Consider the following 16,114-nt stretch of genomic DNA (forward strand, 5'->3'; position numbering starts at 1 on the left):
GGTGAGGGCTTTTTATATAAAAAAAACGAATGGGAAATGATATAGCTAAAGGGGATGAAAGCATGTATTTCTTATTGAATATACTAGGTGTTTTAGTTGTTATGGGCATCGTTTACCTTTGTTCACCTAATAAAAGGAACGTTAAGTGGAAAGCCATTCTTACCTTGCTGGTTCTTGAATTGCTTATCACTTGGTTCATGTTATCGACAAAAATAGGGGCATGGGTCATCAATCTGATCGCTTCATTCTTCACCTGGTTGATTGGATGTGCGAATGAAGGGATTTCTTTTGTCTTTCCTTCGCTTATGGCAAATGAACAAGTGGATTTCTTTTTCAGCGCATTGATGCCGATTATCTTCATTATCACGTTTTTTGATGTTTTATCGTATTTCGGTATACTTACGTGGATCATTGATAAAGTGGGATGGCTCATTTCAAAAGTATCCGGTTTGCCGAAACTTGAGAGTTTCTTTTCGATTCAAATGATGTTCCTCGGAAATACCGAGGCACTTGCCGTAATCCGCCTTCAACTTAGTGCGATTAAGGATCAGCGTCTTTTGACATTTGGAATCATGAGCATGAGCAGCATCAGCGGTTCAATCATTGGAGCCTACCTGTCCATGGTACCGGCAACCTATGTTTTTGTAGCGATACCTTTGAACTGCTTAAATGCCTTGCTGATAGCTAATATGCTGAATCCCGTCGGTGTCAGTAAAGAAGAAGACGTCGTTTATGTACCTTCTAAAGAGGAACGTAAAGATTTCTTTTCCACCATTTCCAACAGTATGTTGGTTGGGGCCAAAATGGTCTTCGTCATCATGGCAATGGTTATCGGCTATGTGGCGTTGACGGCTAGCGTAAACGGCATTTTCGGCTTCTTCGTGGATGGATTGACCATTCAAAAGATTTTCTCTGTCATTTTTAGTCCATTTGCATTCCTGCTAGGATTAACTGGACATGATGCCATGTATGTCGCTCAATTGATGGGAATCAAGCTTGCCACGAATGAGTTCGTTGCCTTGCTCGATTTAAAGGATAAAGTCAGTACACTGCCTCCGCATACAGTAGCCGTGGCTGTCACTTATTTGACGTCTTTTGCCAACTTCAGTACAGTGGGCATGATCTACGGAACGTTCAATTCCATCCTCAATGATGAGAAATCGAACATTATCGGAAGGAATGTTTGGAAGCTGTTGGTTAGCGGGATGGCTGTTTCCCTGTTAAGTGCCATGGTCGTTGGATTATTCGTTTGGTGATTTAAAACGGGCATCTGAAAAAAGCTGTGCAGGATTTTCCATGCACAGCTTTTTCTTATTTAGTCAAATAGTTCTCTGTATAATATGGTTTATTTTCCTTATCGAAGGCAACTCCGACACCGAGGGATTCAAAATCTTTCTGTAATTTGTTTTCCCTGTGTCCAATGGAATTCATTAGGCCTTCATGGGCAAAGATACTGCTATTCTGACCGGCAGCCAGGTTTTCCCCCGCCATTCGGAAATTGATTTTGTCATCTTCCATCCGGTCAAAAGGGGATTCCCCTTCAAGGTTTGTATGGTTGAAGTATTGATTCACGGCCATATCTGCACTATGATCCTGGGCGGTGACCTTCACTCGTTTATCCCATGTTAGTACGGAGAGATCATGATTGACCCGTGATGCATTGGTCAAATCGAATAATTGATATTCAAAGCCCTTCTTTAATTCGGGGCCGGCTTCTGCAAAATAGCCGCTCTTTTGCTTTTCGAGTTTTGCGTCGATGATTTGGATTGCCGTGACTGTATTTTTCTCATGTTTGTCATAAAAAATGGTCACATAGCTATTATCCATTTCGAACATATCGTATTCGCCGCCGTCACTTCGAATCTGATAATAGACGTTTCCTTTAAGCAGTTTTGTTACTGGCTCGGCCATTTTCCCCGTCACGGTTTCTTTGGGTGTACCGCGTTTAATGCCTTCCTTTGAGGAAATCAAATCTTGGTTCGTATATAAACCAACAACTTTATTGTTGTTATCGTAGGCAACCATGAAGAAGTTTTGATAATTTTCGTGATAGGCAAACCAGTCCACGCCATATTCATTCCGCGTATTCCGCTTAGCTTTACCAGCCATTTTTTCTACATCATCCTTCGTGTCGCCAATTTCGATATTACGGACTGAAAAGGATGCATCAGCAGGTGCTTCCAGTGCCGGTTTTTTCACTTTTTCCGTTTCCTGAGATTCTTTTTCAGAAGCGGTATCCAATGTTTCCGTCAGCGAGCCAATCAGGCTGCTGACTCCAGTACTCAGTTTTTCCAAGGCTGTCGTAACCTCGGGCCCGTTTATAAATGAACGAACATCTGATGCAAAGGCACTAACCCCCGCTTTGAATCCAGATTCCTGAATATCTTTACCATATCCATACCATAATCCAGAGAGTAGGAGTATGAGGACCACAATATTAAACAGTTTACGCAAATCGTTCACTCCTGCTCTATCCAGGATATAGAATCCCGATTAATGAAAGACCGTCTGCAGCATACTTAAAACAGGTGGGACACCTAACAAAAATAGTGAACACATAATGAGTGTTTGCGAGACCATTTTTGGAAGCTTTTCCTTCCCTTTTCCTGAATACCAGCCACTGAACTGAAGTTTATTTCTATACCAGACGAATAATAAAAGCAGTATCGCAATCGAGCCTAGCCAGCCATACTGAGTCACTCCCAAGTTTATATAAATGCCGTTTACAATGGCCGAAATGATTGTTCCGGCTATCCCGAATATTAATATGATGCGTAACAATTCTAATAAGACTTTCATATGTCACTCCTTGGTTTCCCTATTATACTTCGCCGATTACAAAATAAAAATTTAAATGTTTGGCTTTACATATTATACCAAAAATAAAGAGGGGAATAAAACAGGTAGCTCTTTCGAAGGTGAAGTTTTCATTATTAGTTAGGCTGTTTTCACATACTTTGTTGCTATTTACCAGGTAGTGAGTTGTGGTTGATTTCCCCTCCAGATGCTCGCTTTCCTTGGTGCGGGAGGTGAGCCTCCTCGGCGTAAACGCCTGTGGGGTCTCACCTGTCCCGCTGCTCCCGCAGGAGTCTCGCACTTCCGCTCCAATCAACCTTAAATAGTTTCGTTTTAAAAAACAACAATCTTTACGAAAAGAGCCATTAGTTAAGTCTTTATAAACAAAAAAAGATTAGCCATTGCGCTAATCTTTTTCATTTGGGATTACTTTAATTGATCATTCAAGACACTTTCCTCGAGAACGGAAAACTTATCACCATACACCTTTGTTATGTGGTTTTCCCCCCATGTACATAGTGCGGATAGGATACTTTCCAGGCTTTTTCCATACTCACTAAGTTCATATTCCACTTTTGGAGGGACTTGGTTGTAAACGATCCGGTTGATGACTTCGTCCTTTTCCAACTCCCTCAACTGTTGGGTCAACATTTTTTGGGTGATGTTCGGCATAAGGCGCTTCAATTCACTAGTCCGCTTTTTCCCGTGGGTCAGATGGCAGAGGATCACGCATTTCCATTTTCCGCCCATTACTTCAAGTGTCGCTTCTACGGATATATTGTATTTCTTTTTTTGCATGATTTGCATACTCTCCTTACATTATAGGTACTAAAAGGTGCCTATATCACTTTAAAGTACGTACTGTTTTTTATTTGTATTATATCTCATAATAACATTTGCACACCGAATTCCACTGTACCATTTATAAAAAAAGTTGCTCAGGCAATTTCAATGATAGTACAAAATGACAAGAAGGAGAAGAGGATATGATTTCAAATAAAAATAGAAGTACATGGGCATTGCTGGCTTTGGCGATCAGTGCCTTTGCGATTGGAACAACTGAGTTCATCAGCGTGGGATTATTACCACTCATTTCTAAGGATTTACACATTACAGTGACGACGGCGGGACTGACGGTGTCCTTATACGCTTTGGGGGTCATGTTCGGGGCACCTATCCTGACATCACTGACATCGAATATGTCGCGTAAGACTTTATTGCTTTGGATAATGGTCGTGTTCATTATCGGAAATGCATTAGCGGCTTCTGCGACCACGGTCGGTGTATTATTGATCGCGCGTGTCATTTCAGCGCTTGCACATGGTATCTTCATGTCAATCGGCGCTACGATTGCCGCTGATTTGGTCCCTGAAAACCGCAGGGCGAGTGCCATCGCCATCATGTTTACAGGTCTGACGGTGGCAACGGTGACCGGAGTTCCTTTTGGAACCTTCATCGGTCAGCAATTCGGCTGGAGATTCGCTTTCATCATCATTGTGGCAATCGGCTTGATCGCTTTCATTGGAAACGGCATTCTAGTCCCATCGGATTTAAGAAAAGCGGCACGGACCACTTTCCGTGACCAAATCAAATTGGTGACGAATGGGCGTTTGCTGCTAGTATTCATCATTACGGCGTTAGGGTATGGCGGTACATTCGTTGTCTTCACGTACCTGTCGCCATTACTTCAGGAAGTGACAGGGTTTAAAGAAGGAACTGTGGCCTTGATTTTGTTAATATATGGAGTAGCCATAGCAATAGGAAATACCCTTGGCGGGAAATTCGCCAATCGCAATCCTATTAATGCCCTATTCTATATGTTTCTTATTCAGGCCATTGTACTTGTGGTGTTGACTTTCACGGCACCGTTCAAGGTAGCTGGTTTAATTACGATCATTTTAATGGGATTGTTTGCATTCATGAATGTTCCGGGGCTTCAAGTGTATGTCGTCATGTTAGCGGAGCGTTTCGTGCCGAGTGCAGTGGACGTGGCGTCAGCCATCAATATTGCCGCCTTCAATGCGGGTATCGCCATTGGTGCCTACTTAGGAGGGGTGATAACGGATTCGATCGGATTGATCCATACAGCGTGGATAGGTGGAGTCATGGTGTTTGCAGCAGTGATTTTAACAGCGTGGAGCCGTGCCCTGGAAAGTAAAGACCGTTCCAAGGGAACGGACAAAATAGCATAGGATTAAAAAAGTGATGCATCTTAGAAAAAGCATGCTATGCGTATAGGGTATCAATGAAAAGTATCATTGCATCCCTTCAGTGAATGATGGAAGGTTCCCTGAAGGGATGTAATGATACTGATACTTAAAGCGCATTACAATCTAAAAAAACAATCATTTGGAGGTAGAGTATTATGGTGAAAAACTTACAAGATACAACTACATTGCATAACGGCGTCAAAATGCCTTGGTTCGGATTGGGCGTATTTAAGGTGGAAGAAGGACCGGAGCTGGTAAATGCAGTTAAAGTGGCCATTAAACAAGGTTATCGCAGCATCGATACGGCTGCCATTTATGAAAATGAAGAAGGGGTCGGACAAGGGATTCGTGAGGGCTTAAAAGAAGCTGGAATCTCAAGGGAAGACTTATTCGTAACATCCAAAGTCTGGAATGCCGATTTAGGCTATGAATCGACAATTGCAGCTTACGAAAAAAGCTTACAGAAACTTGGCTTGGAGTACCTGGATTTATATCTTATCCATTGGCCAGTGGAAGGAAAATATAAAGAAGCTTGGAGAGCGTTGGAAACTCTATATAAAGAAGGAAAAGTGAAAGCGATCGGTGTGAGCAATTTCCAGATTCACCACCTAAAAGATTTGATGGAAGATGCAGAAGTGAAGCCGATGGTCAATCAAGTGGAATGCCATCCGCGTTTAACTCAAAAAGAAGTTCAGGCATTCTGTAAGGAACAAGGAATACAACTTGAAGCATGGTCTCCTTTGATGCAAGGTGAACTTCTTGATAATGAAGTTTTACAAGCTATTGCAACCAAGCATGGCAAATCTGTTGCACAAGTCATTTTACGCTGGGATTTACAAAATGGGATTGTAACGATTCCGAAATCAACTAAAGAACATCGTATTGTCGAAAACTCAACTGTATTCGATTTCGAATTGACGGAAGAGGAAATGAACCAAATTGATGGATTGAATCAGAATCACCGTGTTGGTCCAGATCCTGATAATTTCGACTTTTAATTAGTAGGAAGGAGAGGGACGAGATATCCTTCTGAGTTTATAGACTAAAGAGGACATATCTTTTAACACAAAGTTGATTGGAATGTAAGGTGCGAGACTCCTGCGGGAAAAGCGAGTCAAAGGGAGACCCCGCAGGCGCTTGCGCCGAGGAGGCTCCCGGACCGCCCGCGGAAAGCGATTGCCTGGAGTGAAAATCAACATTCATATTACACTCCCTTAAAAAAAATGTAGGCAATCTTAATTATTCCAGTTTGTCCACAGTCGGGGAACGGGATATCCGTCTTTCTCTTTTTTTATGAATTTCGCACCGGAATTTACACTGAAAGCTTGGGGAATCCGATTAGTTGACACAGTATTACTGGGATGATATAAATGCATGTGCATGCATTATATAAAAAGGAGATGAAGAATGATGAATGATTTATTTTCACCTTATCGCATAAAAGAACTTGAACTTAAAAATAGGATCGTCATGCCGCCGATGTGCCAATACTCAGTCGAAGCGGAAGATGGTATACCAACGAACTGGCACCAGCAACATTATGTAAGCAGGGCAGTTGGCGGCACGGGGTTAATTATAGTGGAAATGACCGATGTGGAGCCTGATGGGCGCATTTCGAATCGCGATCTTGGATTATGGTCCGACGATCAAATTGGGGCTTTCTCCAACATCGTTAAGGAAGTTCATCAATACGGTGCAAAAATCGGGATACAAATTGCCCATGCAGGCCGTAAAGCGGAGGATGCGGAACCGCCGGTGGCACCTTCAGCCATTGCGTTTGATGAAACGTATAAAACACCAAGGGCTTTAGAAACGGAAGAAGTGAAGGAAATGGTCGATAAATTCCGGGCATCGGCCAGAAGGGCAGTTCAAGCAGGATTTGACGTAATCGAATTACATGGTGCACACGGGTATTTAATCCACCAATTCACATCACCGCTTACGAATAAACGTGATGACGAATATGGAAGGGACCTGACTAAATTCGGAGTGGAAGTCATTAAAGCAGTGAAAAGCGAAATGCCTGCCGACATGCCTTTAATCATGCGCATTTCTGCAAAAGAATACGTTGAAGGCGGATATGGTATTGAAGAAAGCATTGCATTTTCACAAGTCTTTAAAGAAGCAGGCGTCGATATGTTCCATGTAAGCTCTGGAGGAGAAGGCCCGATTGGAGCAGACGGAAGACCTGGTACCCATGCCAGCTATCAAACTCCGTTGGCCAGGGAAATCAAAAAAGCTTTGGATATTCCGGTGATTGCTGTAGGTCGTTTAGATGATCCGATTCTAGCAAATTCAATCATTGGCAATGAAGAAGCAGATTTGGTCGCCATCGGCAGAGGAATGCTGCGAAACCCTTATTGGGCACTTGAAGCATCTAAAGCTTTGAATATAAAAACGGAGATTCCTAAACAATATCAACTGGGATTCAAGCATTGATACGGATTTTTAAAACGCCGGCGAATATTATATTCGCTGGCGTTTTTTCATTCAGTGCATGAGGGAATTTGCATATGCGAATCCATTACGTGATGTTTAACTGGAAATTTTGCTATAATGAAAAAGATAAATCAAACGATAATTCGAGGTGCTAATTATGGAAGAAATCAAAATCATTACAACGGAAGAAGTGGAAGCTAAGCTTGAGGCAGGAGAAGCGATGGAACTTGTCGATGTTCGTGAAGACGAAGAAGTGCAAGAGGGAATGATCGAAGGCGCGAAACATATTCGCATGAATGATATCCCGGCGAACCTTGACTATTTTGATAAAGAAAAAGAATATATCTTTATCTGCCGTTCAGGACGCCGCAGTGAAAATGTATGCCATTATCTTCAGGAACAAGGATATAAAGTGGCAAACATGGTTGGAGGAATGCTTGAATGGGACGGCGAAGTCATCGTTAAGTGAAGCTCTTCAAAATGGCCTGTTACTTTTGTAAGCGTAAATCCAGGAATGTGACGGCTTATTTGAATGAAGAAAGAAAAAAGATCATGGTTTGTTCACAATGCCGTGAATATGCGGAAAAACGTGCATATTTGAAGTCGTGAAAACAAAGAGTCCTTTCATCATGAAAGGACTCTTTTTTCTATATGAACCTCACTTCCGGGGATGCAAACGTTTTATGTTAAAATTAGGGTGCTGAAGTCAGAAAATATAGAAAAAGGAGAGTTGAAGAATGAATGTTCATAAAATTGCAGTCATTGCGGGTGACGGGATTGGCCCTGAGGTGATTAATGAGGGTGTAAAGGTCCTTAAAGAAGTGGCGGCCATTGCCGGTGATTTTTCTTTCCAGTTCACCTATTTTCCATGGGGCTGTGAATATTACCTTGAGCACGGCAAAATGCTGCCCGACGATGGACTGGAACAACTGATGAAGTTTGACGCCGTGTATCTGGGGGCTGTCGGTTATCCTGGTGTCCCGGACCATATTTCCTTACGTGAACTTCTGCTGAAGATCAGAAAGGGATTTGACCAATATGTGAATGTTCGACCCGTTAAATTGCTTCAAGGTGCACCCTGTCCATTAAAAGACGTGACCCGTGACCAAATCGATATGATTGTCATCCGTGAAAACAGTGAAGGGGAATATTCCGGTGCAGGTGATTGGCTTTTTAAAGGCAAGCCGGAAGAAGTCGTCCTGCAGACGGGGGTCTTTTCACGAAAGGGAACCGAGAGGATCATCCGTTATGCTTATGAACTTGCGCGCAAGACGAGAAGGACGCTAACGAGCATAAGCAAGGCGAACGCATTGAATTATTCAATGGTTTTTTGGGATCAGGTTTTTGAAGAAATTGGACAGGAGTATCCGGAAGTAGAAACGAATTCCTATCTGGTCGATGCGGCAAGCATGTATTTTGTCAAACAGCCCGAACGGTTCCAAATCGTTGTCACCTCCAATTTGTTCGGTGACATCATAACGGATTTAGGTGCTGCCATTGCAGGCGGGATGGGACTGGCGGCCGGTGCCAATTTAAACCCGGAACGGATTTATCCTTCGATGTTCGAACCGATTCATGGTTCAGCCCCGGATATAGCACATCAAGGCATCGCCAATCCACTTGCGGCCATATGGTCTGCCAGTCAGATTCTCGATTTCTTTGGACATGAGGTTTGGGGGGCGAAAGTGTTGGACGTGATTGAACAGGCGATGGTCGATAAAAAGGTGCTGACTCCTGATATGGGCGGGGCAGCTTCTACAGAGGAAGTCGGGGATGAAGTGGTTAAAATATTATCCGCTTCACTAAAAAATCAAGTATAAAAATCAAGTGAAAAGGGCATCCTGCACAATAACTATCATTATAGTAAAAGGGCGGGGAGAGCCGATGATACAAGTGAAATTATTTGATTATGAGCATGAAAAGGACCTAGAGGATGAAATGAACTTTTTCCTGGAAGACATTCGTGATAATCAAATCGTCGATATCAAATACAATGTCGCCACAACAGGTGAAGAGGAAGAGGAACAGATCTACTGTTTCAGTGCGATGATCATCTATAAAAAAAAATAAAGGCCGGCTGGCCCTATAATCATAATGGACTACCTATTGCTTGCTGACGGGCAAACAAAGGTAGTCTTTTTCCGTCTGGACTTCCTCGGAAGGGGGCATGTTCGTTGTGGAAATTAGGACGATGTCGCTTCCCCGCCATTGACATGAAGTGTTTGTCCTGTCACAAAACGGGAATCATCAGAGGCGAGATAGACAAAGGTGGGAGCCAGTTCAAATGGCTGGCCTTGACGCTCCATCGGATTATCGACTTGTGTCACTTCGTCTGCCGAGAAACTTGCCGGGATGAGGGGTGTCCAAAACCTTCCTGGCGCAATGGCGTTCACCCGGATGCCTTGATCGACAAGACTGTTTGCCAAGGCACGGGTAAAACCGATGTTGGCCCCTTTAGTCGCCGTATAATCAATTAATTGCTTATTCCCATTAAACGTCACGACAGAAGATGTATTAATGATGGAGGACCCAGCTTTTAAATGGGGAAGGGCAGCACGCGTCGTGTAGAAGTGGGAATAGATATTCACTTTAAAGGTATCATCGAATTGCTCATCCGTAATATCAAGCAAGCTTAATTGCTGAAATTGAATGCCCACGTGGTTACAAAGAATATCGAGCTTTCCAAATGTTTCGAAGGTGTCTTCCACGATATCGATGCATTGCTGCTTATCCCTTAAGTCCCCAGGCAGCAGTAAGCAACGTTGCCCAAGCTCTTCAATTCTCGTTTTAGTCCGATTGGCATCCTCATGTTCATCCAAATAAGCGATGGAAACATCTGCCCCTTCTTTAGCAAAAGCGATGGCAGCCGCAGCGCCAATCCCACTGTCTCCGCCAGTTATCAATACGACTTTACCTGTTAATTTCCCGCTGCCCCTATAATTGGGATTTTCGATGATGGGCCTGGGCACCATTAATTTTTCTACACCGGGTTGGCGAAATTGGCGTTGCTCCGGAACCGTGATGGGTACGTCTTGATAACGGGTGATCTTCCCATAATTCGGATGCATGGGATAGCTTTTACCGGATGATTTCTTTTTATTATCTTCTGCCATGAGGGGTCCTCCTAATAAAGAATTTAGTCGGATTACTTTATGATGATCAGGCATATGCCGTGCATGAAGAACATGTATCGGGACGGGCTCGTTGCCGTGCGGCTCGAATATGCTGAAGGGGAGAAAAAAGTTTTTGGAGGCCTCTATATGCCATATTATTATAGCGAAGAAGTGAAGTGGTTATTGGTCGAACAATCGGATGAAAAGGTGGAGTTGTTATATGACTCCAACCCAAATACCTTTGAATTGCCGCTTATTGGACCAAGACCGCCATATTATTATAACCCGCGCTATGTGCCGTATTATCCCGTGATTTAAGAGAGTTAAGGGAAAATGCATGAAGTACGGAGTCTGCCGGATTGGGCTGCCTAGGTCTTTTTAAGAGTGGACTGAAAGCAGCCATAATTCGACTTAACTAAATTCCAGATCTTAACATGTCATTAGGAAAAACTGATTATATTCTTCTATGAATTTTACAAACACGGAGATAATGGGTAAAGTTATACATAATACATAGTACGGACTGGTGTATTAAAGGAGAGATTCATTTTGGATAATAAAATGAAACAATTAATAGAAAATATACAGCAGTCGGATGGTGGCCATATTTTATACTGTTTTAATGAATTGGAGTCATACATTGAAAATGAGGCAACTTTCATCATTACCGGTGTTCAACAGGGAGACCATATCCTGGTCGTCGAAAACGACCGCATCTTTCCTTTCGTGTACAAGAAATTGCAGATTCATTTAAATGAGGAGCAATTGGAGCAAGTGCATCTTATGAATAATTTTGATTTTTATTGTTTTCATGGAGACTTCCATCCTTCGACGATGGTTGATTATTTCTTGGAAAATATCGATGTATACACTAAACGCAATCAGCACATCCGGACTTGGGGCCATGTTGAATGGGGCCATGACGATCAAGTCAGCTTTGCGATAGGTGAATATGAAAAAGGGATCGACAAATTGATCAAGGAAAGAGGATTGATTTCTGTATGTGCATACGATGACTGCAGAGTGCCTGCCGAGCTTAAAACAAACTTGATCAAACATCATGGAATCCTGATTACCGATGAAAAAATCACGATTTTTGCAAACGGATAGAATAAAGGGGCGAGGTATTTGGAAAGTTTTACTGAACGGGTCATTCATATCATACAACGAATCCCCTCCGGTAAAGTGATGACATATGGTCAAATAGGACAGCTCGCCGGAAGTCCGCGCGGTGCAAGGCAGGTCGTAAGGATCCTTCATTCTAGCAGTAAAAAACATGACCTTCCATGGCACCGTGTTATCAATGCCAAAGGTGAAATCGGCATAAAAGCGGAGGGCGCTGCAGAACACCAGAAGGCGATGCTCGAGAGTGAAGGCATCACATTCACGGGCCGGAATACCATTGACCTCGAAGCATATCGCTATCATCCAGAAATATTTTAAACGCATAGCCGGGCTAGTAGTAGCGGGCGCGGGTTTGGTCGAAAAAGTACAGTGAAGGCCAAAACAAGAGTAGCTACACCAGAATCAAAGCCTAACGAACACGATGTATAGGCTTGCGAAATCGCAGTAAAAGAGGCTGATCCAAGCGGATCAGCCTCTTTTACGGATTATGAACGGGCAGACATGGCAGCATTCATGCCGGCGAGCCTGCCGGTTACTAATGCCGATGTGATATTGTAACCGCCTGTGTATCCGTGTATATCCAGAATTTCACCGCAGAAATACAGTCCGTCCATTAGTTTGGATGCCATTTCTTTTGGATGTATTTCTTTGACGGATACGCCGCCGCCCGTTACGAAGGCTTTTTCTAGCGGCTGGGTGCCGTGCACCCCGAATTGGAAGTCCTTGCATAATTCTGCAAAGCGGCGGATTTTTTCATTTGATATCGTCGCCCCTTGCTCTTGAAGGTTGATGCCGCTTCGCTCAAGCAGGAAGTGAAGGTATCGTTCAGGAACTAAACCTTTTAAGGTGTTTTTAATGGCTTTTTTCGGTTCGGCTTTTATTTCCTTCATGATGTCTTGAAAAACCTCTTCCTTGTTTCGGTCCGGAAGGGCATCAAGTTTCATGGTCACTTCCGACAGGTTCCATTTCTTCATCGCTTTCACGACGAATTGGCTGCATCTTAGAACAGCTGGACCGGAGACGCCAAAATGGGTGAAGAGCATATCCATTCTATGCGTAATCAAGGCCTTGCCCTTTGGGTTAAGGACACTCAATGAAACATCGCGAAGTGCGAGCCCTTGAAGTGTTCGATCTTTAATGAATGTTTCATGGCTAAGTACGGGAACTTCAGTCGGGAACAATTCGGTAATCGTATGCCCTGCCTTTTTAGCCCATGCGTAGCCGTCTCCGGTTGAACCGGTGTGGGGAACTGATTTCCCGCCGACTGCAATCACGACTGCATCCGTGTCAATGGTCTGGCCATCTTTTAACCGGACACCGCTGGTTTTTCCATGTTCATAGAGAACTTCCGCAACTGGAGAGTTCTTGTAGATCGTTACTTTTAAATTCGACAGGCGCGTCAGAAGGGCATCCACGACGCTTTGCGCTTTATCATTGACAGGAAACATCCGGCCATGGTCCTCTTCTTTTAGAGCGACGCCCAATTTTTCAAAGAATTGAATAATGTCCTCATTATTGAACTCTGAGAAAGCACTGTATAGAAATCGCCCGTTTCCAGGGATATGCTGAATGATTTCATCGATTGAGAGCCTGTTCGTCACGTTGCAGCGTCCGCCGCCCGAGATTGCAAGTTTCCTTCCAAGCTTCTCGCCTTTATCCACTAACAATACATGGGCACCTTTTTCCCCGGCTGCTATTGCTGCCATCAATCCGGAAGGACCGCCGCCAATTACCACTACATCATATTTCAAATTGATCACCACTTTATCATTTTCAGTCCCTTCATTATATAGCAAGAGCCCGTCAGATTGCGAATGTAGAAAAAAAGGAATTATTTGTTTGTGTATTATCTTCGAAAACGATAAACTTGAATGTAGTTTTCTATAGAAAAAATACTTTAATATGATAAGATAAAGAGCGTGTGAAACGTAACTGACAGAGGCAGGAAGGGATTAGATGTCATCTAAGTTTTTAAAAGGGGCTTTTATATTAACGCTGGGAGCGATCATTTCCAAGATTCTTGGTTTATTTTATGTCATCCCATTTGAACATATGGTTGGGAATAAAGGTGCTACCCTCTATCAATATGGGTACGTTCCATATACCATTTTCATTAGCTTTGCAACGGCAGGCATGCCGCTTGCAGTATCTAAATTCATCTCGAAGTATAATGCGCTCGAGGAATACGCAGTCGGTGAGAAGTTATTTAAATCGAGCCTGAAATTAATGGTAATCACCGGTTTTCTCGCTTTTTTGATTCTCTATACGATGGCCCCGCTGTTTACTGGAGTCTTTGGGGTCAAGCCGGAAGATGCCGCGGATGTCACGGAGATCATTAGGGCAGTCAGCTTCGCCTTGATTTTTGTACCGTTCATGAGCATCATCCGCGGCTTCTTTCAAGGGCATGAAGCGATGGAACCAACGGCCATTTCCCAGGTTGTCGAACAAATTGTCCGCATCGTGTTCCTTCTGGCCGGTGTGTATGTTGTTTTGAATGTCCTTGACGGAGAGTTAGTGAGAGCCATCCAAATGGCTACCTTCGCGGCGACGGTCGGGGCTGTCGGCGGTTTAGTGGTGTTATTTTGGTATTGGAAAAAACAAAAACCATATTTGGACAGCTTGATGAAGAAAGACAGGGGAACGATGGAAATTTCCCTGAAGGAGATTTATAAAGAAATATTCCTTTCGTCGATTCCTTTCATATTCGTCGGAATCGCGATGCCAATGTTTCAGTTGGCTGACTTATTGTCTTTCAATAAGGCGATGTCGTCGATCGGGCTGCAGCATGTTGCTGAGGATGCACTAGGGGTGTTGAATGTGTATGCCCAGAAGCTTGTCTTGATTCCGATGACGCTTGCAACCGGGTTTTCGATGGCGCTTCTTCCTTCGGTGACGAAGGCATATGTAAGCGAGGATTCAAACGAGTTCAACCGCCAGCTGAACCAAGCCTTTCAAATTTTGCTGTTCATTACGATTCCAGCAGTCGTTGGCATGTCTGTGCTGGCCGATCCAATCTATAGTGCCTTTTACAGCCATGATCCACTTGGAATCAGTGTCCTGAAGGCATATGCGCCCGTTTCCATCTTGTTTGCACTTTTTTCCGTTTCGGCAGCTGTATTACAAGGGATCAATCAGCAAAAATATACAGTGCTCAGCCTGCTTGTGGGCTTTTTAATCAAATTGAGCTTGAATATCCCATTGATCAAGTTGTTTGAAACGGAAGGATCCGTTTACGCTACGGCATTCGGCTACTTGGCTGCCGTGCTGCTGAATTTGTATGTCATTACCTACTTTACTGGATATCGTTACAGCCTTACCATCAGGAGATCTGTTTTAATATCAGTTTTTTCAATAATAATGGGACTGGCTGCCTGGGGCATGAACATTTTACTATCGCTATGGCTTACAACGGAAGGGCGCTTCCAGGCGATTTTGATCGTGGCCGTTTGTGCAATTTTTGGAGCGCTCGTTTATGCGGCTCTTTCCTTGAAAAGCAAACTTGCCCATCGTTTGTTCGGTGCCCGGATCGATCGGTTAAAAGCTAAATTAGGATTGTAAGCTGGAAGTTTGGTGTGTAAAAAAAAGGGTATTGAATGGTGAATCCCCGATTAAAATATATTGGCCTTGCCTGTCATTAAAGTGGGCAAGGCTTTTTACTGAAAAAGGCTTTAGGAGGAAACGATGAGAATAGATAAGATTTTATCCAATATTGGTTATGGCAGCAGGAAAGAAGTGAAAAAGCTCCTGAAATCCGGCGCCGTCAAGGTTAATGAAAGGCTGATTAAGGATCCGAAGGAACAAGTGGACCCTGATACGGAAAACGTGACGGTTCATGGTGAACGGGTTGAATACAGGGAATTCATTTATTTAATGATGAATAAACCGCCGGGCGTGTTGTCCGCAACGGAAGATAACTACCAAGAAACGGTCATCGACATCTTGGAGCCGGAAGATTCGGTATTCGAGCCATTTCCTGTAGGCCGTCTGGATAAGGACACAGAAGGTTTATTGCTGATCACGAATGACGGAAAGCTTGCCCACCAACTGCTTTCCCCAAAGAAACATGTCCCTAAAACATATTTTGCGGTCATTGATGGCGAAGTAACGGAACGGGATATCGAGGCATTCCGCAACGGAGTGACCTTGGATGATGGATACGAAACAAAACCAGGAGAATTGAACATTTTAAAATCAGGCCTGACATCGGATATCGAGCTAACGATCATGGAAGGGAAGTTTCATCAGGTGAAGCGGATGTTTGAGGCCGTTGGCAAACGTGTCGTCTACCTAAAGCGTCTTTCCATGGGGAGTTTACAGCTGGATGAGGAACTCGAGCTTGGTGAATACCGTGAATTGACGGCGGAGGAGCTTGAACAGTTAAAGGCGGGCCAACCGGCTGAATGATAGCTGGACACAAAAAATGAGGCGGAC

General features: G+C 43.6%; 17 protein-coding genes. 12 read left to right on the plus strand and 5 right to left on the minus strand.

Features of this window, described 5'->3' with window-relative positions; translation table 11 throughout:
• Window positions 1–62: 62 nt before the first annotated feature.
• On the plus strand, window positions 63–1,256 hold the full coding sequence (locus AC3WLU_RS02870) for a nucleoside transporter C-terminal domain-containing protein (RefSeq protein ID WP_492596777.1): 1,194 nt from the start codon (window positions 63–65) through the stop codon (window positions 1,254–1,256).
• Between the two features lie 55 nt (window positions 1,257–1,311).
• Here the strand turns inward: AC3WLU_RS02870 and AC3WLU_RS02875 are convergent, their stop codons facing one another.
• From AC3WLU_RS02875 to AC3WLU_RS02885, 3 genes are all read right to left on the minus strand, one after another.
• Complete coding sequence (locus AC3WLU_RS02875; protein ID WP_492596778.1) at window positions 1,312–2,454, minus strand: CAP domain-containing protein; 1,143 nt, start codon at window positions 2,452–2,454, stop codon at window positions 1,312–1,314.
• 39 nt (window positions 2,455–2,493) lie between these two features.
• On the minus strand, window positions 2,494–2,799 hold the full coding sequence (locus tag AC3WLU_RS02880; RefSeq protein WP_239858626.1) for a hypothetical protein: 306 nt from the start codon (window positions 2,797–2,799) through the stop codon (window positions 2,494–2,496).
• A gap of 423 nt (window positions 2,800–3,222) precedes the next feature.
• Window positions 3,223–3,594, minus strand: coding sequence for a winged helix-turn-helix transcriptional regulator (locus AC3WLU_RS02885; RefSeq protein WP_063575430.1), 372 nt, complete (start codon window positions 3,592–3,594; stop codon window positions 3,223–3,225).
• A gap of 188 nt (window positions 3,595–3,782) precedes the next feature.
• On the opposite strand from AC3WLU_RS02885, the gene AC3WLU_RS02890 reads away from it, so the two are divergent.
• The 6 genes from AC3WLU_RS02890 to AC3WLU_RS02915 all read left to right on the plus strand — a co-directional run bounded on the left by AC3WLU_RS02890 (window position 3,783) and on the right by AC3WLU_RS02915 (window position 9,515).
• On the plus strand, window positions 3,783–4,988 hold the full coding sequence (locus AC3WLU_RS02890) for an MFS transporter (RefSeq protein ID WP_328134099.1): 1,206 nt from the start codon (window positions 3,783–3,785) through the stop codon (window positions 4,986–4,988).
• 173 nt (window positions 4,989–5,161) lie between these two features.
• Window positions 5,162–6,004, plus strand: a complete 843-nt coding sequence (locus AC3WLU_RS02895; RefSeq protein ID WP_413024286.1) for an aldo/keto reductase — start codon at window positions 5,162–5,164, stop codon at window positions 6,002–6,004.
• Window positions 6,005–6,416: 412 nt separating this feature from the next.
• Window positions 6,417–7,445, plus strand: a complete 1,029-nt coding sequence (locus tag AC3WLU_RS02900) for an NADH:flavin oxidoreductase/NADH oxidase (protein WP_048682014.1) — start codon at window positions 6,417–6,419, stop codon at window positions 7,443–7,445.
• 157 nt (window positions 7,446–7,602) lie between these two features.
• Window positions 7,603–7,914, plus strand: a complete 312-nt coding sequence (locus tag AC3WLU_RS02905; protein ID WP_034309364.1) for a rhodanese-like domain-containing protein — start codon at window positions 7,603–7,605, stop codon at window positions 7,912–7,914.
• Between the two features lie 268 nt (window positions 7,915–8,182).
• A complete protein-coding gene (locus AC3WLU_RS02910) occupies window positions 8,183–9,265 on the plus strand; it encodes a tartrate dehydrogenase (protein ID WP_492596779.1) in 1,083 nt (360 codons plus the stop codon).
• 64 nt (window positions 9,266–9,329) lie between these two features.
• The gene (locus AC3WLU_RS02915; RefSeq protein ID WP_048682016.1) at window positions 9,330–9,515 is read left to right on the plus strand and encodes a sporulation protein Cse60; all 186 of its coding nucleotides are present in this window, start codon (window positions 9,330–9,332) and stop codon (window positions 9,513–9,515) included.
• A gap of 113 nt (window positions 9,516–9,628) precedes the next feature.
• Here AC3WLU_RS02915 and AC3WLU_RS02920 read toward each other — a convergent pair whose 3' ends face one another.
• The gene (locus AC3WLU_RS02920; RefSeq protein WP_492596780.1) at window positions 9,629–10,558 is read right to left on the minus strand and encodes an SDR family oxidoreductase; all 930 of its coding nucleotides are present in this window, start codon (window positions 10,556–10,558) and stop codon (window positions 9,629–9,631) included.
• A 147-nt stretch (window positions 10,559–10,705) separates the two neighbouring features.
• Here AC3WLU_RS02920 and AC3WLU_RS02925 point away from each other — a divergent pair, with 147 nt between their 5' ends.
• From AC3WLU_RS02925 to AC3WLU_RS02935, 3 genes are all read left to right on the plus strand, one after another.
• A complete protein-coding gene (locus AC3WLU_RS02925; protein ID WP_164855101.1) occupies window positions 10,706–10,876 on the plus strand; it encodes a hypothetical protein in 171 nt (56 codons plus the stop codon).
• Window positions 10,877–11,107: 231 nt separating this feature from the next.
• Window positions 11,108–11,668 (plus strand): MEDS domain-containing protein, encoded by a 561-nt coding sequence (locus AC3WLU_RS02930; protein ID WP_492596781.1) that lies wholly within the window; start codon window positions 11,108–11,110, stop codon window positions 11,666–11,668.
• A 78-nt stretch (window positions 11,669–11,746) separates the two neighbouring features.
• The gene (locus AC3WLU_RS02935) at window positions 11,747–12,001 is read left to right on the plus strand and encodes an MGMT family protein (RefSeq protein ID WP_053537337.1); all 255 of its coding nucleotides are present in this window, start codon (window positions 11,747–11,749) and stop codon (window positions 11,999–12,001) included.
• 167 nt (window positions 12,002–12,168) lie between these two features.
• Here AC3WLU_RS02935 and AC3WLU_RS02940 read toward each other — a convergent pair whose 3' ends face one another.
• A complete protein-coding gene (locus AC3WLU_RS02940; RefSeq protein ID WP_492596782.1) occupies window positions 12,169–13,434 on the minus strand; it encodes a BaiN/RdsA family NAD(P)/FAD-dependent oxidoreductase in 1,266 nt (421 codons plus the stop codon).
• Between the two features lie 205 nt (window positions 13,435–13,639).
• Between AC3WLU_RS02940 and AC3WLU_RS02945 the strand changes: the two genes are divergently transcribed.
• Both AC3WLU_RS02945 and AC3WLU_RS02950 read left to right on the plus strand, forming a co-directional pair.
• Window positions 13,640–15,241, plus strand: a complete 1,602-nt coding sequence (locus AC3WLU_RS02945; protein ID WP_057276776.1) for a putative polysaccharide biosynthesis protein — start codon at window positions 13,640–13,642, stop codon at window positions 15,239–15,241.
• Window positions 15,242–15,364: 123 nt separating this feature from the next.
• Window positions 15,365–16,087 (plus strand): pseudouridine synthase, encoded by a 723-nt coding sequence (locus AC3WLU_RS02950; protein WP_034309348.1) that lies wholly within the window; start codon window positions 15,365–15,367, stop codon window positions 16,085–16,087.
• Window positions 16,088–16,114 lie beyond the last annotated feature (27 nt).

This window comes from Peribacillus sp. FW305-BF15 (genome assembly GCF_058783805.1).